The organism is Micrococcus sp. MS-ASIII-49, assembly GCF_000946635.1.
Taxonomy (GTDB): Bacteria; Actinomycetota; Actinomycetes; order Actinomycetales; family Micrococcaceae; genus Micrococcus; species Micrococcus luteus.
On the sequence record NZ_JXSP01000004.1, the window covers coordinates 1 to 15316 of the forward strand.

Genomic DNA, 15316 nt, shown 5'->3' on the forward strand with positions numbered 1-15316 from the left:
GCCCCCGGTGGCGTCCCCGCCGGCTGGCCCGGCCGCCGGCCCGCGGCCCGCCCCGCGCCGGACTGGACCCCGGGTCGGTTCCACTGGGGCGACGCCGTCGTGGTGCTCGTGTACGTGGCGCTCATGGTGCTCGGGCTGGGGCTGTGGCTGGCGGTGTCGCTCGGCCTGGTCCCCGGTGACCTCGAGGCGTTCGACCTGGTCCGCGACGGGTTCACGGTGAACATCGTCAGCTACGCGATCCTCGTGGTGCTCGTGCTGGCCGTGGCCTGGCGCCCGCTCGTGACGTCGCTGCGGGTGTTCCGCACGGGGACGTGGTGGAAGCTGTTGCTGCTGCCCGCCACGTGGCTGGCGTGCATCGTCGTGAACGTGATCGTGCTGAGCCTCATCGGGGAGGCGCAGACCAGCGCCAACCAGGCCGCGCTCGAGGAGATGACCACGCAGGCCCCGCCCGTGCTCATGATCCTCATGACCGTGGTGGCCGCCCCGCTCGTGGAGGAGTACCTGTTCCGCCACCTGCTGATCGGCAAGCTCTCCCGCTGGATCAACGTGTGGGTGTGCGCCGTGGTCTCCGTGCTCGCGTTCACACTCCTGCACTTCCTCGGCACCGGCGGCGACTTCCGTCTCGTGGAGACCGTCCCGTACCTGACCCTCGCGGTGGCGATCACGGTGTCCTACATCCTGATGGGCCGCTCGTTCGGGTACGCGGTGCTGCTGCACATGGTGAACAATGGCATCGCCATCGCGATGCTCTACCTCGTGGCCCCCCTGCTGCCGGACACGCTGCCCGACCCCACTGCCCCGACCACGGCGCTGGCCCCGCTGCTGGCCCTGCTGGGCTGAGATGGCAGGACCCTCCGGCTCGACGGCGGCGCCCGCCCCGCAGGACGCGCGCGCCCTCACGCGGCGCATCCTCGCGCTCGCGGTCCCCGCATTCGGCGCGCTCATCGCGGAGCCGCTGTTCCTGCTGGCCGACACCGCGATCATCGGGCACCTGGGCACGGCCCAGCTGGCCGGCGTCGGGATCGGCACCACCATCCTGCACACGCTCACCGGCCTCATGATCTTCCTGGCCTACGCCACCACCCCGGCGGTGGCCCGGCTGATCGGGGCGGGGAACCCGGCCGCCGCGATGGACCGCGGCCGCGACGGCATCTGGCTGGGCCTGCTGCTCGGCGCGGTGCTGGCCGTCCTCGGCTGGCTCGCGGCCCCCGCGCTGACGGCGGCCCTCGGCGCGACGGGTGAGGTGCAGGCCCACGCCGTCGCCTACCTGCGCTGGTCCATGCCGGGGCTGCCGGCCCTGCTGGCCGTGCTCGCGGCCACCGGGGTGCTCCGCGGCCTCCAGGACACCGTGACGCCGCTCGTGGTGGCGGGTGTGGGCTTCGGCGCGAACATCGGGCTGAACGTGGCCCTGGTGTACGGGCTGGGCTGGGGCGTGGCCGGCTCGGCCGTCGGCACGTCCGTGGTGCAGTGGGCGATGCTCGTGACATACCTGTTCGTGCTGGCCCCGCGCTTCCGCCGCTCGGGCACGGTGTGGGCGCCCCGCGCGTCGGGCATGCGCGCCACGGCCCAGGTGGGCTCGTGGCTGTTGCTGCGCACCGCGAGCCTGCGGGCGGCCATCCTCCTCACCGTCATGGCCGCCGCCGGCGCGGGCGACCTCACCCTCGCCGCGCACCAGCTCGTCTTCACGCTGTTCTCCACGCTGGCGTTCGCCCTCGACGCCCTCGCGATCGCCGCACAGGCCCTGATCGGCGCCGAGCTCGGGGCCGCCCGGCCGGATGCGGCCCGTCGCCTCACCCGGACGATGGTGCGCTGGGGGCTGGGCTTCGGCGTCGTGACCGGGGCCGTGCTGGCCCTGGCGGCACCGGTGCTGCCGGGGCTGTTCACCACGGACCCGGCCGTGCAGGCCGCCGCCACCGTGGGCCTGTGGGTGCTGGCCGCCGGGCAGCCGGTGGCCGGGTACGTGTTCGTGCTGGACGGCGTGCTGATCGGCGCCGGCGACGCCCGCTACCTCGCCCTCGCCGGCCTCGTGAACCTCGTGGTCTACGCGCCGGCGCTCTGGGTGCTCGCGCAGCTCGCCACGGGCGGGCTCGGCTGGACCGCGGCCTGGCCTGGACCGAACGCCGCCGTGCCCGACGCCGGCGTGCAGCTGGGCCTGCTCTGGCTCGGCTTCGCGGGGGTCTACATGGGGATGCGGGCGCTCACCCTCGGCGGGCGGGCCCGGCGCGACGACTGGTTGCGGCTCGGCGTCGTGTGAGCGCATCCGGGCGGTGACGCGCGGGCCGGGCCGCGGCCGCACGGCTCCTAGACTGGGGCGGTGGCTACCGTGCAGACCCCCCTGGAGATCTCGTCCGTGGTGTTCAAGCCGATCCTGATCCGCGCCGTGGTGGCGCTGGTGTTCGGTCTGACCACCGTGTTCGTCGCCGAGCCGGGCCTGACGTGGATGAAGGTCATGTTCGCGCTGTATCTGGCATTCTCCGGCTCGGCGATGTGGGAGTACCTGCGCCGCGACCCGGTGCCCGTGGCCATGCGCTCCCCGCTGTCCCTGGCGGCGGCGGCGTGGATGCTCGGCGTGATCGTGCTGCTGTTCCTGGGCTCTCCGGCCGCGGTGGGCGTGGCGGCCGGCGCCGCCCTCGTGCTCGGCGGCGTCGCCGAGCTCGTGGCGTGGGCCCGCCACCGCCGCGAGTTCATCCCCGCGCGGGACCAGCTGTGGACCGGCCTCGTGGGCCTGCTCTCCGGGGGCGGCGTGGTCGTGGCCGCCCTGCAGGGCTTCGGCCCGCACGCCCTGCTCGGCATCGCCGGCGGCGGGGCGATCCTGATCGGGGTGCTCCTGATGGTCTCCGGGCTCGGCTTCCACCACGAGGTGCGCCGGGACCGCGGCACGGCCAGGGGCCTCTGAACCGGGTCGACGTCGCCGCCCTGGCCTGCATGGCGGACGTTCGCCGGGGGAGGACCTCGGGGCCCCGAGGGGCCACCCGCCGGCCGGACGCGTAGACTGGCTCCGGTCCGCCGCGCCCCGAAGGCCTCAGCCCCGAGCGCCTGTGCGGGCCGTGTCGCCCCAGCCGCCCCCAGCCGTCAGGAGTCCCGCCGTGAGCGCACCGTCCCCCCGCCCGTCCGCCGATCGCGCCGGATCCGGCCGCCCGGCACGCGGCGGTCTGCGCACCACGGTCAAGGGCCCGCTCGTCTTCTCCGCCGTGCTCGGCGTGGTCGGTGGGGTGATCGCCGGCATCACGGCCTCCGGCGGCACGCAGAATCCGCTGCGCATCGACATCGCGCTGATCGCCTTCGGCGTCTTCTTCACGACCTCGCTCGTGGTGGTGGCCATGCTGCAGCTCGCCGCCCGTGAGAACCCGGACCACCTCTCCCAGGGCTCCGGCGTCAACCGCTCCTCCGAGGAGATGTTCCGCAAGACCGCCGCCGACCGCCGCGCCCAGGCCGCCGCCGAGCGCCGCGCGCAGGGCGGCACCGGAGGCGACGCCCCGCGCGCCTGAGGCCGGCGCCTCAGAACCCGAGGCTGCGCGCCTCCCGACGCAGCGCGTCCGCCGAGGCGTGCAACGCCCGCATCTCCGCCGCGTCCAGTTCCGGCTCGATCACGCGCGTGACGCCGTCGCGCCCCACCACGGACGGCATGGACAGCGCGACCCCCGAGAGCCCGTGGACGCCGTCGAGCACGGTGGAGACCGGCAGGATGGCGTGCTGGTCGCGCAGAATCGCCTCGAGCAGGCGGGTCGTGGCCACGCCGACCGCGTACGTGGTGGCGCCCTTGCCCTGGATCACCTCGTAGGCCGCGTTGACCACGGTGTCCGCGACTTCGTCCAGGTCGGCGCGGGTGAACAGCGGGTCGGCCGGCGTCGGCCACTCGAGGAGGGGCGTCGGGCCGATGCGCGCCGAGCTCCACGCGGGGAACTCCGTGTCCCCGTGCTCGCCGAGGATGGCCGCGTGCACCGACGACGCGTGGACCTGCGCGCGGGACGCCAGCAGCCACCGCAGGCGGGACGTGTCCAGGAGGGTGCCCGAGCCGATCACCCGGCCGGCCGGCAGACCGGTGAGGCGCTGGGCCACCAGCGTGAGGACGTCCAGGGGATTGGTGACGAGCACGATCAGCGCGTCCGGCGCGTGCGCCTGCACCTGGGGCAGCAGGCCGCGCAGGATCTCCACGTTGTGCGCGCCGAGGTCGAGGCGGGTCTGCCCCGGCTTCTGCTTGGCGCCGGCCGTGATCACGACGACCTCGCAGCCGGCCAGGACGTCCGGGTCCGCGCCGCCGGTCATCGCGGATGCAGAGGTGAACGGGGTGCCGTGGGCCAGGTCGAGGACCTCGGCGCGGACCTTGGGCTCGTCGATGTCGTAGAGGGCGACCTCGCGGGCGACGCCGCGGATCAGCGCCGCGTAGCAGATCGCGGTGCCGACGCCGCCGGCCCCCACGACGCCGACCTTGCGGTGGGCGGGTCCGAGGGACGCGGGGGTGTGGGCGGGGGTGTGCTCGCTCATGTCTCGCAGGCTAGGGGCGTCCGGCCGGCCGACGGAACCAGAGGCCGCCCCGTCCCCGGATGTTCAGCGGCGGGTCACCTGGCGGGTGGGGCCGGGTCAGTCCTTCTTCTTGTCCGACTTCTTCTTGCGGGCCTTCTTCTCCGCCTTCTTGCGGGCCTTCTTCTCCGCCTTCTTGCGCTCCTTCTTCTCCTTCTCGGTCTCCTGGCGGGGCTTGTCGGCGGGGGCCGCCTCATCCGCGACGGCCTCCGGCGCCTCCGCCTCCTCCGGACCGGCCGGATCCGTCGCGGGTGCGGCCTCCGCCGCCTCGGCCAGGCGTGCCCGGTAGGAGCGCACGTGGGTGCGGTTGGCGCAGTTGGCCTCGTCGCAGAACCGCTTGGACCGGTTCCGGCTGGCGTCCACGAGCGCGTTCTCGCAGTCTTCGCCCTCGCACACGCGCAGGCGGGTCAGCTCGCCGTCCATCGCGGTCTCCGCCAGCGCGAGGGCGGCCATCGCGGCCAGCCGCTCCACCGCGTCGGCGGGGACCTGCGCCGGGGCCAGCCCGACGACGTCGCCCCCGGCCGTCAGCCGCAGCGGCCCGGCCGCGGCGAGGAGGGCGTTCACGCGCTCCACGGCGGCCGCCTCGTCCACGGCGGCGAGGGCCCAGACCTCGGCCAGACGGCCGCGGAGCTCGCGGCCGCGCACGGCCGCGGCGGCGGCCAGGCGGAGGCGGACCTCGTCCTCCTGGAGTTCAGGGACGAGGGAGGGCAGCTGCGTGGCGGCGGTGAACCGCTCGTCGGCCGGCTGACCGCCCCGCAGGCCGGGGGCGGTGTTCAGGAACGCGGCGAGGGAGGCGAGGCGGGTGAGCGTCGGCGCGGAGAGCATGGGGAAATCGTACGGCGGGCCCGTCCGCCCGTCACCGGCTTCACGCCGCGTATCGGGTCGCCTCCGGCGCCTTCCCGTCCAGTACCCTGACCCCCACGGGCCCCGTCTGCGCGGCGGGGTGCACCCACGGGGCCGGAGGGCCCCCGAACCAGCACAGGAGACCTCCATGTCCCAGACCTCCCAGGCGACCGGTCGCCTCTCCGCCGGGCACGTCATCGTCAAGACCCTCGAGTCCCACGGCGTGAAGCGCGTCTACTCCGTGCCGGGCGAGTCCTACCTGGACGTCCTGGACGGCCTGCACGACTCGGGCATCGAGAACGTGGTGTGCCGCCACGAGGGCGGCGCCACGTACATGGCCGAGGCCGACGGCAAGATGAACGTGGTCCCCGGCGTCGCCATGGTGACGCGCGGCCCGGGCGCCGCGAACGCCCACGTCGGCCTGCACACCGCGTGGCAGGACTCGACGGCGCTCGTCCTGTTCGTCGGCCTGATCCCGTTCGAGCACCGCGACCGCGAGGCCTTCCAGGAGTTCGACCCGCACGCCTGGTTCGGCACCGGTGCGAAGCGCGTGATGGTCCTGGACCACCCGGAGCGCGCCTCCGAGATCGTGGCCGAGGCCATGTTCGCCGCCAGCTCGGGCCGGCCCGGGCCCGTCGTCGTCGGCCTGCCGGAGGACGTGATCCGTGAGGAGATCGACGCGCACCTGCACCCGCAGATCCCCGTGGCCCCAGGCGGCATGACCGTGGAGGACTGGAAGTCCCTGCACGCCGCGCTCAAGGAGTCCCGCAAGCCGCTGTTCATCACCGGTGGCAACGACTGGACGGACGAGGGCGCGCAGACCCTGACGACGTGGCTGGAGGAGCACAAGATCCCCGCCGCCGCCGAGTGGCGCACCGAGGGCACCGTGCCGTTCTCCTCGCCGTCCTACGTGGGCCCGATCGGCTACGGCCGCCCGAAGCCGACCTACGACATGCTCGAGGAGACCGACCTCATCGTGTTCGTCGGCACCGTGCCGGGCGACGCCGTGACCAATGGCTTCACCATCCGCCAGAACTGGGACAAGAAGAACTTCCTGGTCACCATCGACCCGTCCCTGCGCGGCCGCTCCGGCCCCGTGTCCCACCAGATCGTGGCCAAGCCGGACGGGTTCATCCGCGACCTCGTCCGCATGGAGCTCGAGGTCAAGCCGGAGTGGGAGGAGTGGACCTCCCGCATGCGCGGCGAGCAGGAGAAGTTCGCGGCCCTGCCCCCGGCCGAGCCGTCCGAGGGCCAGGCGAAGATGGCCACCCTCATGGCCAACCTGGTGCCGAAGCTGCCGAAGGACTCGATGATCTCCCTCGGCGCGGGCGAGCACACCAACTGGGCGCACCGGTACTTCCCGACCGAGGGCTACCGCGCCATGATCTCGGCCCGCAACGGCTCCATGGGCTACTCGGTGCCGGGTGCCGTGGCCGCGTCCCTGAACTTCCCGGACCGCACCGTGGTGACCATCGCCGGCGACGGCGAGTTCCTCATGAACGGTCAGGAGCTGGCGACCGCCGCGCAGTACGGCGCCACACCCCTCGTGATCGTCATGGACAACCAGGAGTACGGCACCATCCGCACCCACCAGGAGCGCGAGTACCCCGGGCGCGTCTCCGGCACCCAGCTGAAGAACCCCGACTTCGCCGCCATGGCCGAGGCGTTCGGCGGCTTCGGGGTGCGCGTGGAGCGGGACGCGGACGTGCCGGCGGCCGTGGACGCGGCGCTCAAGGCCGTCCAGGAGGAGGGCCGGTTCGCGCTCATCCACCTGATCGTGGAGCAGCGCGTCAAGGCCTACTGAGGCCGGCGGCGCGACGCGATCCGCGCCGTCCCTCCGGTCAGGCCGCCGTCGTGGGGACGACGAAGCGCAGCGTCGGTTCGGGAAAGGGCGCACCGTCGAGGCCCGCCTCGACCCGGTCCCGCAGCACGCCCCCGCACGCACGGATCGTGGCCACGGAGGCGGTGTTCGTCTCGTCGCACGTGAGCAGGGCGGTGGACACCCCGCGTGCGGCCAGCAGCGTCAGGGCGCCGCGCAGCAGGCGCACGGCGTGCCCCCGCCGCCGGAATGCGGGGCGCACCGCGTAACCCACGTGCCCGTTGACGTGCCGCAACGCCTCGTTCAGCTCCCACCGCACGGACACCCGGCCCACCAGCTCGCCGTTCTCGTCCACGCCCACGTAGAAGGACGCGGGCACTCGGCCGGGTTCGACGTCGCCGCGTGCCTCGGCGGCGAACGCGCGGCGGATCGCGGGGAAGGAGCGGGTGCCGGCCATCAGGAAGTCGAACCCCTCCCGATGCAGCTCGGCGTCCGCCTCGCGCGCCGCGATCTCGTCCGCGGCGCGCAGAGGGCGCAACAGGAGGCCGTCCACGGTGACGGTGGGGCTGGGGTTCGGGAGCATGCGCCGAGTGTACGAGGGTGGACGCCGGGCGTGGCCGCGTGAGCCGCCCGCCGCCCCAGCCCTCGTGCTTTCCCCACCTCCGCGCCACCCCCGCGCCGTGAGCCAGACGTTTCGGTCGTGATCAGCCCCTGATTGCAGCCGAAACGTCTGGCTCGCGGCACAGCCCCCGGGCCGCCGCGCCCCCCACGACACGAGCAGGGGTGACGTGGATCACGTTCGAGGCTAGGGTGTGGGGACCGACGATCGCCCATCCCCAGGAGGTCGCGATGACCGTGCCGTCCTCGTCGGCGGAGCATGCGCTCGACGCTCGCCCCGAGCTGCCGGGCGAAACCGTGTCCCGCGTCGCCATGACGCCCGCGGCGCTCGAGCTGATCCGCCGACTCCTCCCGATCCACGGCCCGCTCATGTTCCACCAGTCCGGCGGCTGCTGCGACGGCTCCGCGCCCATGTGCTATCCCGCCGGCGACTTCACGACCGGCGCCGCCGACGTCCTGCTGGGCACCTTCGCGCTGCCGGCCGAGGGGGACCAGGCCGCCGTGGAGATCCCGTTCTGGATGTCCGCCGCCCAGTTCGAGTACTGGAAGCACACCCACCTCACCCTGGACGTGGTGGACGGGCGCGGCTCCGGCTTCTCCGTCGAGGCGCCCGAGGGCAAGCGGTTCCTGATCCGCTCGCGGTTGATGGCAGGCTCGGGATGAGCTCGACCCTCGCCACCAGCGCCTACCGACGCGCCGTGGACCGGGCCCACGAGTCCCTCGCCGCGGTCCGCCTGTCGCTCGCGCCGTCGTCGCCCACCGCTCCGGCCGGCGCAGACCAGGGCCTGCGCGCCGCCCTGCAGGGGCTGCGGCGAGAGGTCCGTGAGTCCTGGCTGCGCTCCCTCGGCGCCCTCACCCCCGCGGTACCCGGCCAGACCGACCCGGCCACCCTCTCCGACGACGACCTCGCCGCCGCCCGCCGAGACCAGCGCCTCGCCGTGGCCCTGCCGGTGGTCCGCCGCATGCTCATCCACCCCGCGGCCGAGGCCGGGATGCTCGCCGCGATCGGCAACGCGCGCGGCCACCTGCTGTGGGTCGAGGGCGACCGGACCGCGGTGCGCCACGCCGAGACCATGGGCTTCGTGGCGGGCGCCGACTGGTCCGAGGCGTCCATGGGCACCTCCGCCCCCGGCATCGTCCTCGCGACCGGCGCCCCCACGCAGGTCAGCCGCGGCGAGCACCTGAGCCCGCGCGTGCACCCGTGGAGCTGTTCGGCCGTCCCGCTCACGGACCCGGCCACCGGGCGGCTCGTCGGGGTCCTGGACCTCACGGGCGGGGAGGACGCCGTCAGCCACCTCGCCCTGCCGCTGCTCCAGGCCACCGTGGACGCCGTGCACGCCGCCTGGCGGGACCTGCCCGCCCCGTCCCGGGGCCGTCCCCGCGGCACCGCCCCGACGCCGGGCCCCTCGGCTCCGCCGTCCGCCTCGCCGGGGCCGAGCCCCGCCGCCGCGCCGCACCGCCACGACGCCGCCGCGGGCCTGTTGCGCGTCACCGGCCACCTGCCGCCCACGCTGGACGGGGTCGAGCTCACCGGCCGGCACGCCGAGATCCTCACCCTCCTCGCGTGGCACGGCCCGGGCCTGACCGGCGCCGAGCTCGAGGTCGCGCTGTATCCGGAGGAGACCGCCGGGCCCCGGCCCGCGCCGGGCGATTCCCCCGCCCGCGCCATCTCGCTGCGCGCCGAGGTGCATCGACTCCGCCGGGCGCTGCGGGACGTGGGGGCGCCGGTGGCACTGCTGTCCCGGCCGTACCGGCTCGTGGGGGAGGTGCACGCGGACCTGCTGTGCGCGCGGGAGGCGCTGCGCGCCGGGGATCTGGACCGTGCGCTGCACGCGGCGGCCGGGCCGGTGCTGCCGCGGTCGGCGTCCCCCGGTGTCGCCTCGATCCGCGCGGAGCTGGGGGAGGCGCTGCGCGAGGCCGTCGCCCAGGACGCGGATGTCGAACAGCTCTGGGCCTACCTGGGCCGCCCCGAGGCCCGCGACGACGTCGAGCTCTGGGGCGCCGCCCTGCGTCTGCTGCCGGCGGACTCGCCGCGGCGGGCGCTCGCCGTGGCCACGCTCGAGCGGATCGAGCGGGACCTGGCCTGACCCGGCCCGCCCCTCACCCGCGCCCGGCTGCAACCTCCGTGCAACCTCCTTGTGACTAGGGTCACAGCCACGGCAGGGCGCCACCGGCGCCGAGGCAACCGCAGGCAAAGGAGCCAGCACCATGACCGTCTACGCATTCCCCGGCACCGAGGGCGCCAAGGTCGAGTTCAAGTCCCGCTACGAGCACTTCATCGGAGGAGAGTGGACACCCCCGGTCAAGGGCCAGTACTTCGAGAACGTCACGCCCGTGACGGGCAAGGTGTTCTGCGAGGTCGCCCGCGGCACGGCCGAGGACATCGACGTCGCCCTCGACGCCGCCTGGAAGGCCGCCCCGGCCTGGGGCGCCACCTCGGCGGCCGAGCGTGCGCTCGTGCTGCACCGCATCGCGGACCGCATGGAGGAGAACCTCGAGATGCTGGCGGTCGCGGAGACCTGGGACAACGGCAAGGCCGTCCGGGAGACCCTCAACGCGGACCTGCCGCTGGCCATCGACCACTTCCGGTACTTCGCCGGCGCGATCCGCGCGCAGGAGGGCGGCCTGTCCCAGGTGGACGAGGACACCGTCGCCTACCACTTCCACGAGCCGCTCGGCGTGGTCGGCCAGATCATCCCGTGGAACTTCCCGCTGCTGATGGGGGTGTGGAAGCTGGCGCCCGCGCTGGCCGCGGGCAACGCCGTCGTGATCAAGCCCGCCGAGCAGACGCCGGCCTCGGTCATGGTGTTCATCGAGCTGATCGCGGACCTGCTGCCGGCCGGCGTCGTCAACGTGGTCAACGGCTTCGGCCTCGAGGCCGGCAAGCCGCTCGCGCAGTCGCCGCGCATCCGCAAGATCGCGTTCACGGGTGAGACGACGACGGGCCGGCTGATCATGCAGTACGCCTCGGAGAACATCATCCCGGTGACCCTGGAGCTGGGCGGCAAGTCGCCCAACGTCTTCTTCGAGGACGTCATGGCGGCCGACGACGCCTACTGGGACAAGGCGCAGGAGGGCTTCACCCTGTTCGCGCTGAACCAGGGCGAGGTCTGCACGTGCCCGTCGCGGGCGCTCGTGCAGGAGTCGATCGCGGAGAAGTTCCTCGACGCCGTCGTGGAGCGGACCTCGCGCATCGTGACCGGCAACCCCCTCGACACGGACGTGATGATGGGCGCCCAGGCCTCCAACGACCAGCTCGAGAAGATCACGTCCTACCTGGACATCGGCCGTCAGGAGGGCGCCGAGGTGCTGATCGGTGGCGCCCGCGCCGAGATGGAGGGCGAACTGGCCGGCGGCTACTACGTGCAGCCCACGATCTTCCGCGGGGACAACTCGATGCGCATCTTCCAGGAGGAGATCTTCGGGCCGGTGGTCTCGACGACCACGTTCACCGACTTCGACGACGCCATGCGGATCGCCAACGACACGCTCTACGGGCTCGGCGCCGGCGTGTGGTCCCGGAACGGCAACACCGCCTACCGCGCGGGCCGGGCGATCCAGGCCGGCCGCGTGTGGGTGAACAACTACCACGCCTACCCGGCCCACGCCGCGTTCGGCGGGTACAAGTCCTCCGGCATCGGCCGCGAGAACCACCTGATGATGCTCGACCACTACCAGCAGACCAAGAACCTGCTCGTCTCCTACTCCGAGGACAAGCTCGGGTTCTTCTGAGCCGACGCCGGCACCGCACGACCCCCCCTCCCCACTCCACGAAAGGTGATCCCCATGACCACGATGAAGGCAGCCGTCGTCACCCAGTTCGGCACAGAGGCCGACGTCACGGAGGTCGAGCGCCCGACGCCCGGCCAGCACCAAGCGCTCGTGAAGCTCATCTCCTCGGGCGTCTGCCACACGGACCTGCACGCGATGGAGGGCGACTGGCCGGTGAAGCCGACCCCGCCGTTCATCCCGGGCCACGAGGGCGTGGGCATCGTCGAGGAGGTCGGACCCGACGTCGAGAACCTCAAGGTCGGGGACATGGTCGGCAACGCGTGGCTGTGGCGAGCGTGCGGCCACTGCCAGTACTGCCGCACCGGGTGGGAGACGCTGTGCGAGGAGCAGGTCAACGGCGGCTACTCCGTGGACGGCTCGTTCGGTGAGTACATGCTCGTGGACGCCCGCTACGCGCCCGTGATCCCCGAGGGCGCGGACCCGATGGAGGTCGGCCCGATCCTGTGCGCCGGCGTCACGGTGTACAAGGGGCTGAAGCAGACCGAGGTGCGGCCCGGGCAGTGGGTCGTGATCTCCGGCATCGGCGGCCTGGGGCACATCGCGGTGCAGTACGCCGTGGCGATGGGCATGCGCGTGGTGGCCGTGGACGTCGCGGACGACAAGCTGGCGCTCGCCTCCCGGCACGGCGCGGAGCTGACCGTGAACGCGAACGTCGCGGACCCCTCCGTGGAGATCCAGGAGAAGATCGGCGGCGCCCACGGCGTGCTCGTCACGGCCGTGCACCCGCAGGCGTTCGGCCAGGCCATCGCGATGACCCGCCGCGGCGGCACCATCGTGTTCAACGGCCTGCCCCCGGGCGACTTCCCCGCGCCGATCTTCGACATCGTCCTCAAGGGCCTGACCATCCGCGGCTCGATCGTGGGCACCCGGCAGGACATGGTCGAGGCGCTCGAGTTCTACGCGGCCGGGAAGATCCACCCGACGTTCCACACCCGCCCGCTCACCGAGATCAACGACGTGTTCGAGGAGATGCGCCACGGCAAGATCGAGGGCCGCGTCGTCATCGACTACGCGATGCAGGACTGACGTGCCGCCTGGGCATCCGCTGGGCGCGGGGTAGTATCGACACATCACACGCACCAGTGCGACGGCGGTCGTCCCGCCCGGAGATCCGGGCCGGGGCGGCCGCCGTCGTCGTCGCGGGGACGGGACGGGCCGCAGCGATTCCGGTGCGCGAGCCTCAGCGGGCCGCGGCCGGGGCGACGCCGTCGCGCAGCCACTCCAGCGTGGCCGGCCAGAAGGCCGGCGCGAACCGAGCGTGGAACAGTCCGAAGTGCCCGATCTCCGCGACACCGAGCTCCTCCGGCCGCACCCGCCAGCGCACCGTCTGCCGACCCGGCGAGTAGGCGTCCGCGCGGTCGAGGGCGGCGTCGGTGCCGAAGTCGTCGTCCACGGGCGCCACGATCAGCGCGTCCGCCGTGAACGCGGCCAGACGACGGCGCAGCTCGTCCCGGCCGGCGGTGGTGCGGGCGCTCGCGGTGAAGTCGCGGCGACTGCGCGCCCAGTCCAGGGCGACCCCGCGCGGCAGGTCCTCGAGCCAGCCGAGCCGCCGCCCCGGGAAGTGCCCGCGGGCCAGCGTGATCGCCGGCATCGCCGCGTGCCAGCGCGCCCACATCCGCGCCCTCCCCGGCCGCGCCCGGTAGTCCCGCCAGTGGGCGTGCTGCCCGCCGACGGCCACGTGCCGGGCCACGTGACGCGCCTCGTCCGCGAGCCCGACGCCGAACCCGCCGAAGCTGTGGCCCACCGTCAGGAGGGGGCCGGGCAGGCGCGTCCGGGCCCAGCCGAGCACGGCGTCCGCGTCGAGGGCGCCCCAGTCCGCCCACCGCGCCCGCCGCGCCACGGCGAACGGCTCGCGGGACTCCCCGACACCCCGGTAGTCGAACGTGACCGCGTGGAACCCGTGGCTGGCCAGGAACTCGGCGTAGCGCCGGTAGTACGTGGCCTTCACCCCGGTCGCCGAGGCGATCACCACGGTGCCGGCAGGCGAGGCCGGGGGCGTCGTCGTCGTGGGGGCGAAGTGGCGGGCCGCGAGCACGAAGCCGTCGCGGGCGCGGAGGCGCACGGGGGTGGAGGTGGTCTGCGTCACGCCGCCACCCTAGGCGCGGGGCGGCGCGACCTGCGACACAGACCTGCGACACAATGGGCCCATGACTGAGACCCCCCAGAGCTCGTCCGGCCAGAGCCGGGACGAGATCCTCGCCCGCCTCGAGGAGATCTACGCGAACGACCCCGCGGTGCGGGAGCACGGCGTCACCCTCGGCGAGGTGGCCGAGGGGCGCGTGGTGCTGCACCGCGACGTCACCGCGGACATGGTGAACTCCCACGAGATCTGCCACGGCGGCTTCCTGTTCCACCTCGCGGACTCGGCGCTGGCGTACTGCGTGGCGACCTTCGGCGCCGCCCCCGTCACCCGGCGCGCCGAGATCACCTACGTGGCGCCCGCCAGGCTCGGCGCGCACCTCGTGGCGACCGCCCGCCAGTCGGTGGAGTTCGGCCGCGACCGCATGATCGAGGTCGGCATCGAGGCGGACGGCCAGCTCGCAGCCTGGTTCACCGGCCACTCCACGAGCCCGCGGGTGCACGCGTGAGCGCCGGGCAGGGCGCGACGACGGCCGGTCCGGTCATCGAGTCGGTGGAGCTGCACGTGGCGGCGGGGGCGGAGGCGGCGTTCGAGGCCGCCGTCGCCGAGGCCGAGCCGCTGTTCCGGGACGGGGGCGCGACGTCCTTCGCGCTGTCCCGGCAGGTGGAGGACCCGGCGCGCTACCGGCTGCTGATCGGCTGGCGCACGCTCGAGGACCACACCGTGGCCTTCCTCGAGTCCGACTCGTTCCTCGCGTGGCGTGCGCTCGTCACCCCGCACCTGGCGCAGCTGCCGGCCGCGACCCACTGGTCCGCCGTCTGACCCCCGCACCCCCCCGCTTTCGTTCGGGAAACGGCGGTCGTCAGCGCGTTTTCGTTCGGGAAACGGCGCGAGGGCTGACCTTTTCCCGCACGAAAGTGCGCCGACACGCCGCCGTTTCCCGAACGAAAGTGCGGAGACGCGGTCGGTTCAGAGGTGGCGGCCCGCCAGCCGCGTGAGGCTCGACTGGATGCCCCGCCCGTTGTCCGCCGGCACGCGCAGCAGCTCGTACGCGCGGCGCACGGCCGGCCGGGCCCACGAGTAGTCGAAGGTCTCGGTGACCTCGGTGGTGCCGTCCCCGTTGTCCTGGAACGCCCAGCGCCACCGGTGTCCGCCCGGGTGGGCCCACTCCACGAGCTCGTCCTCGTCCACGGCGGTGGCGGTCAGCGTCATCGTGTACGGCACCCCGTACTTCCGCATGGCCACGCGGAACCGGTCGCCCACGGCCAGCCGGTGCGGCCCGCTCACCTTCGGCCGCACGGTCCCGGACCCGTCCGCCTCGTGATGGCGGTGCGGGTCCGCGAGCATCGCCCACAGCTCGTGCGCCGGCGCGGCCACGGTGGCCCGGTAGGACACCTGGTGCTCGCCGGTCTCCACGCGCTCGGGCCACGCCGCCTGCGGGGCGGCCTGCGGCAGCCCGGACGACGACGGCGCGGCGGACTCGGTCTCGGGGGTGGCGGACGAGGGGGTCGGCTCGGTGCTCATGTCGCCCAGTCTAGGAACTGCCGCGGACACCGGAAGCGGAGGCGACGGCACCCCTCGGCGGGACACCACAGCACTCTTGCCGGGGGCCCGCCCCGGGCCTAGGGCGTGTCTGAGAATAG

General features: G+C 73.8%; 16 protein-coding genes. 11 read left to right on the top strand and 5 right to left on the bottom strand.

Annotated features, from left to right (window positions below):
- The 4 genes from SJ20_RS00245 to SJ20_RS00260 form a co-directional block, all read left to right on the top strand.
- Positions 1-840 (top strand): CPBP family intramembrane glutamic endopeptidase (locus tag SJ20_RS00245; RefSeq protein WP_044658535.1); only part of this gene is annotated, 840 nt, incomplete at its 5' end.
- 1 nt (position 841) lies between these two features.
- Positions 842-2254: an MATE family efflux transporter gene (locus SJ20_RS00250; protein ID WP_044658536.1), complete on the top strand. Its 1413-nt coding sequence runs from the start codon at positions 842-844 to the stop codon at positions 2252-2254.
- A gap of 60 nt (positions 2255-2314) precedes the next feature.
- Positions 2315-2896, top strand: a complete 582-nt coding sequence (locus SJ20_RS00255) for a hypothetical protein (RefSeq protein ID WP_044658537.1) — start codon at positions 2315-2317, stop codon at positions 2894-2896.
- A 190-nt stretch (positions 2897-3086) separates the two neighbouring features.
- Positions 3087-3488 (top strand): hypothetical protein, encoded by a 402-nt coding sequence (locus SJ20_RS00260; protein WP_036317513.1) that lies wholly within the window; start codon positions 3087-3089, stop codon positions 3486-3488.
- A 10-nt stretch (positions 3489-3498) separates the two neighbouring features.
- Here the strand turns inward: SJ20_RS00260 and SJ20_RS00265 are convergent, their stop codons facing one another.
- Together SJ20_RS00265 and SJ20_RS00270 are read right to left on the bottom strand one after the other, a co-directional pair.
- A complete protein-coding gene (locus SJ20_RS00265; protein WP_044658538.1) occupies positions 3499-4485 on the bottom strand; it encodes an L-lactate dehydrogenase in 987 nt (328 codons plus the stop codon).
- Between the two features lie 96 nt (positions 4486-4581).
- Positions 4582-5346 carry a CGNR zinc finger domain-containing protein gene (locus tag SJ20_RS00270; RefSeq protein WP_044658539.1) on the bottom strand — a complete coding sequence of 255 codons (765 nt, stop codon included), beginning with the start codon at positions 5344-5346 and terminating at the stop codon, positions 4582-4584.
- 166 nt (positions 5347-5512) lie between these two features.
- On the opposite strand from SJ20_RS00270, the gene SJ20_RS00275 reads away from it, so the two are divergent.
- Positions 5513-7168 carry a thiamine pyrophosphate-dependent enzyme gene (locus SJ20_RS00275; protein WP_044658540.1) on the top strand — a complete coding sequence of 552 codons (1656 nt, stop codon included), beginning with the start codon at positions 5513-5515 and terminating at the stop codon, positions 7166-7168.
- Positions 7169-7205: 37 nt separating this feature from the next.
- Here SJ20_RS00275 and SJ20_RS00280 read toward each other — a convergent pair whose 3' ends face one another.
- Positions 7206-7766, bottom strand: coding sequence for a GNAT family N-acetyltransferase (locus tag SJ20_RS00280; protein ID WP_044658541.1), 561 nt, complete (start codon positions 7764-7766; stop codon positions 7206-7208).
- Between the two features lie 266 nt (positions 7767-8032).
- Between SJ20_RS00280 and SJ20_RS00285 the strand changes: the two genes are divergently transcribed.
- The 4 genes from SJ20_RS00285 (at position 8033) to adhP (ending at position 12619) form a co-directional block, all read left to right on the top strand.
- Entirely contained in the window at positions 8033-8464 is a 432-nt protein-coding gene (locus tag SJ20_RS00285) for a DUF779 domain-containing protein (protein ID WP_036316759.1), read from the top strand.
- Positions 8461-9888 carry a helix-turn-helix domain-containing protein gene (locus SJ20_RS00290; protein WP_044658542.1) on the top strand — a complete coding sequence of 476 codons (1428 nt, stop codon included), beginning with the start codon at positions 8461-8463 and terminating at the stop codon, positions 9886-9888. The genes SJ20_RS00285 and SJ20_RS00290 overlap by 4 nt, the downstream gene beginning before the upstream one ends.
- Before the next feature lie 121 nt (positions 9889-10009).
- Entirely contained in the window at positions 10010-11533 is a 1524-nt protein-coding gene (locus tag SJ20_RS00295) for an aldehyde dehydrogenase family protein (protein ID WP_036316755.1), read from the top strand.
- Positions 11534-11587: 54 nt separating this feature from the next.
- Positions 11588-12619, top strand: a complete 1032-nt coding sequence (gene adhP / locus SJ20_RS00300) for an alcohol dehydrogenase AdhP (protein WP_036316753.1) — start codon at positions 11588-11590, stop codon at positions 12617-12619.
- Between the two features lie 154 nt (positions 12620-12773).
- Here the strand turns inward: adhP and SJ20_RS00305 are convergent, their stop codons facing one another.
- A complete protein-coding gene (locus SJ20_RS00305) occupies positions 12774-13679 on the bottom strand; it encodes an alpha/beta fold hydrolase (protein WP_036339556.1) in 906 nt (301 codons plus the stop codon).
- 61 nt (positions 13680-13740) lie between these two features.
- Between SJ20_RS00305 and SJ20_RS00310 the strand changes: the two genes are divergently transcribed.
- Positions 13741-14181: a hotdog fold thioesterase gene (locus SJ20_RS00310; RefSeq protein ID WP_036316750.1), complete on the top strand. Its 441-nt coding sequence runs from the start codon at positions 13741-13743 to the stop codon at positions 14179-14181.
- Positions 14178-14495 carry a putative quinol monooxygenase gene (locus SJ20_RS00315; RefSeq protein WP_044658543.1) on the top strand — a complete coding sequence of 106 codons (318 nt, stop codon included), beginning with the start codon at positions 14178-14180 and terminating at the stop codon, positions 14493-14495. The genes SJ20_RS00310 and SJ20_RS00315 overlap by 4 nt, the downstream gene beginning before the upstream one ends.
- Positions 14496-14642: 147 nt before the next feature.
- On the opposite strand, the gene SJ20_RS00320 is transcribed toward SJ20_RS00315, so the two are convergent.
- Positions 14643-15197: an SRPBCC family protein gene (locus tag SJ20_RS00320; protein WP_036339559.1), complete on the bottom strand. Its 555-nt coding sequence runs from the start codon at positions 15195-15197 to the stop codon at positions 14643-14645.
- Positions 15198-15316: the final 119 nt, after the last annotated feature.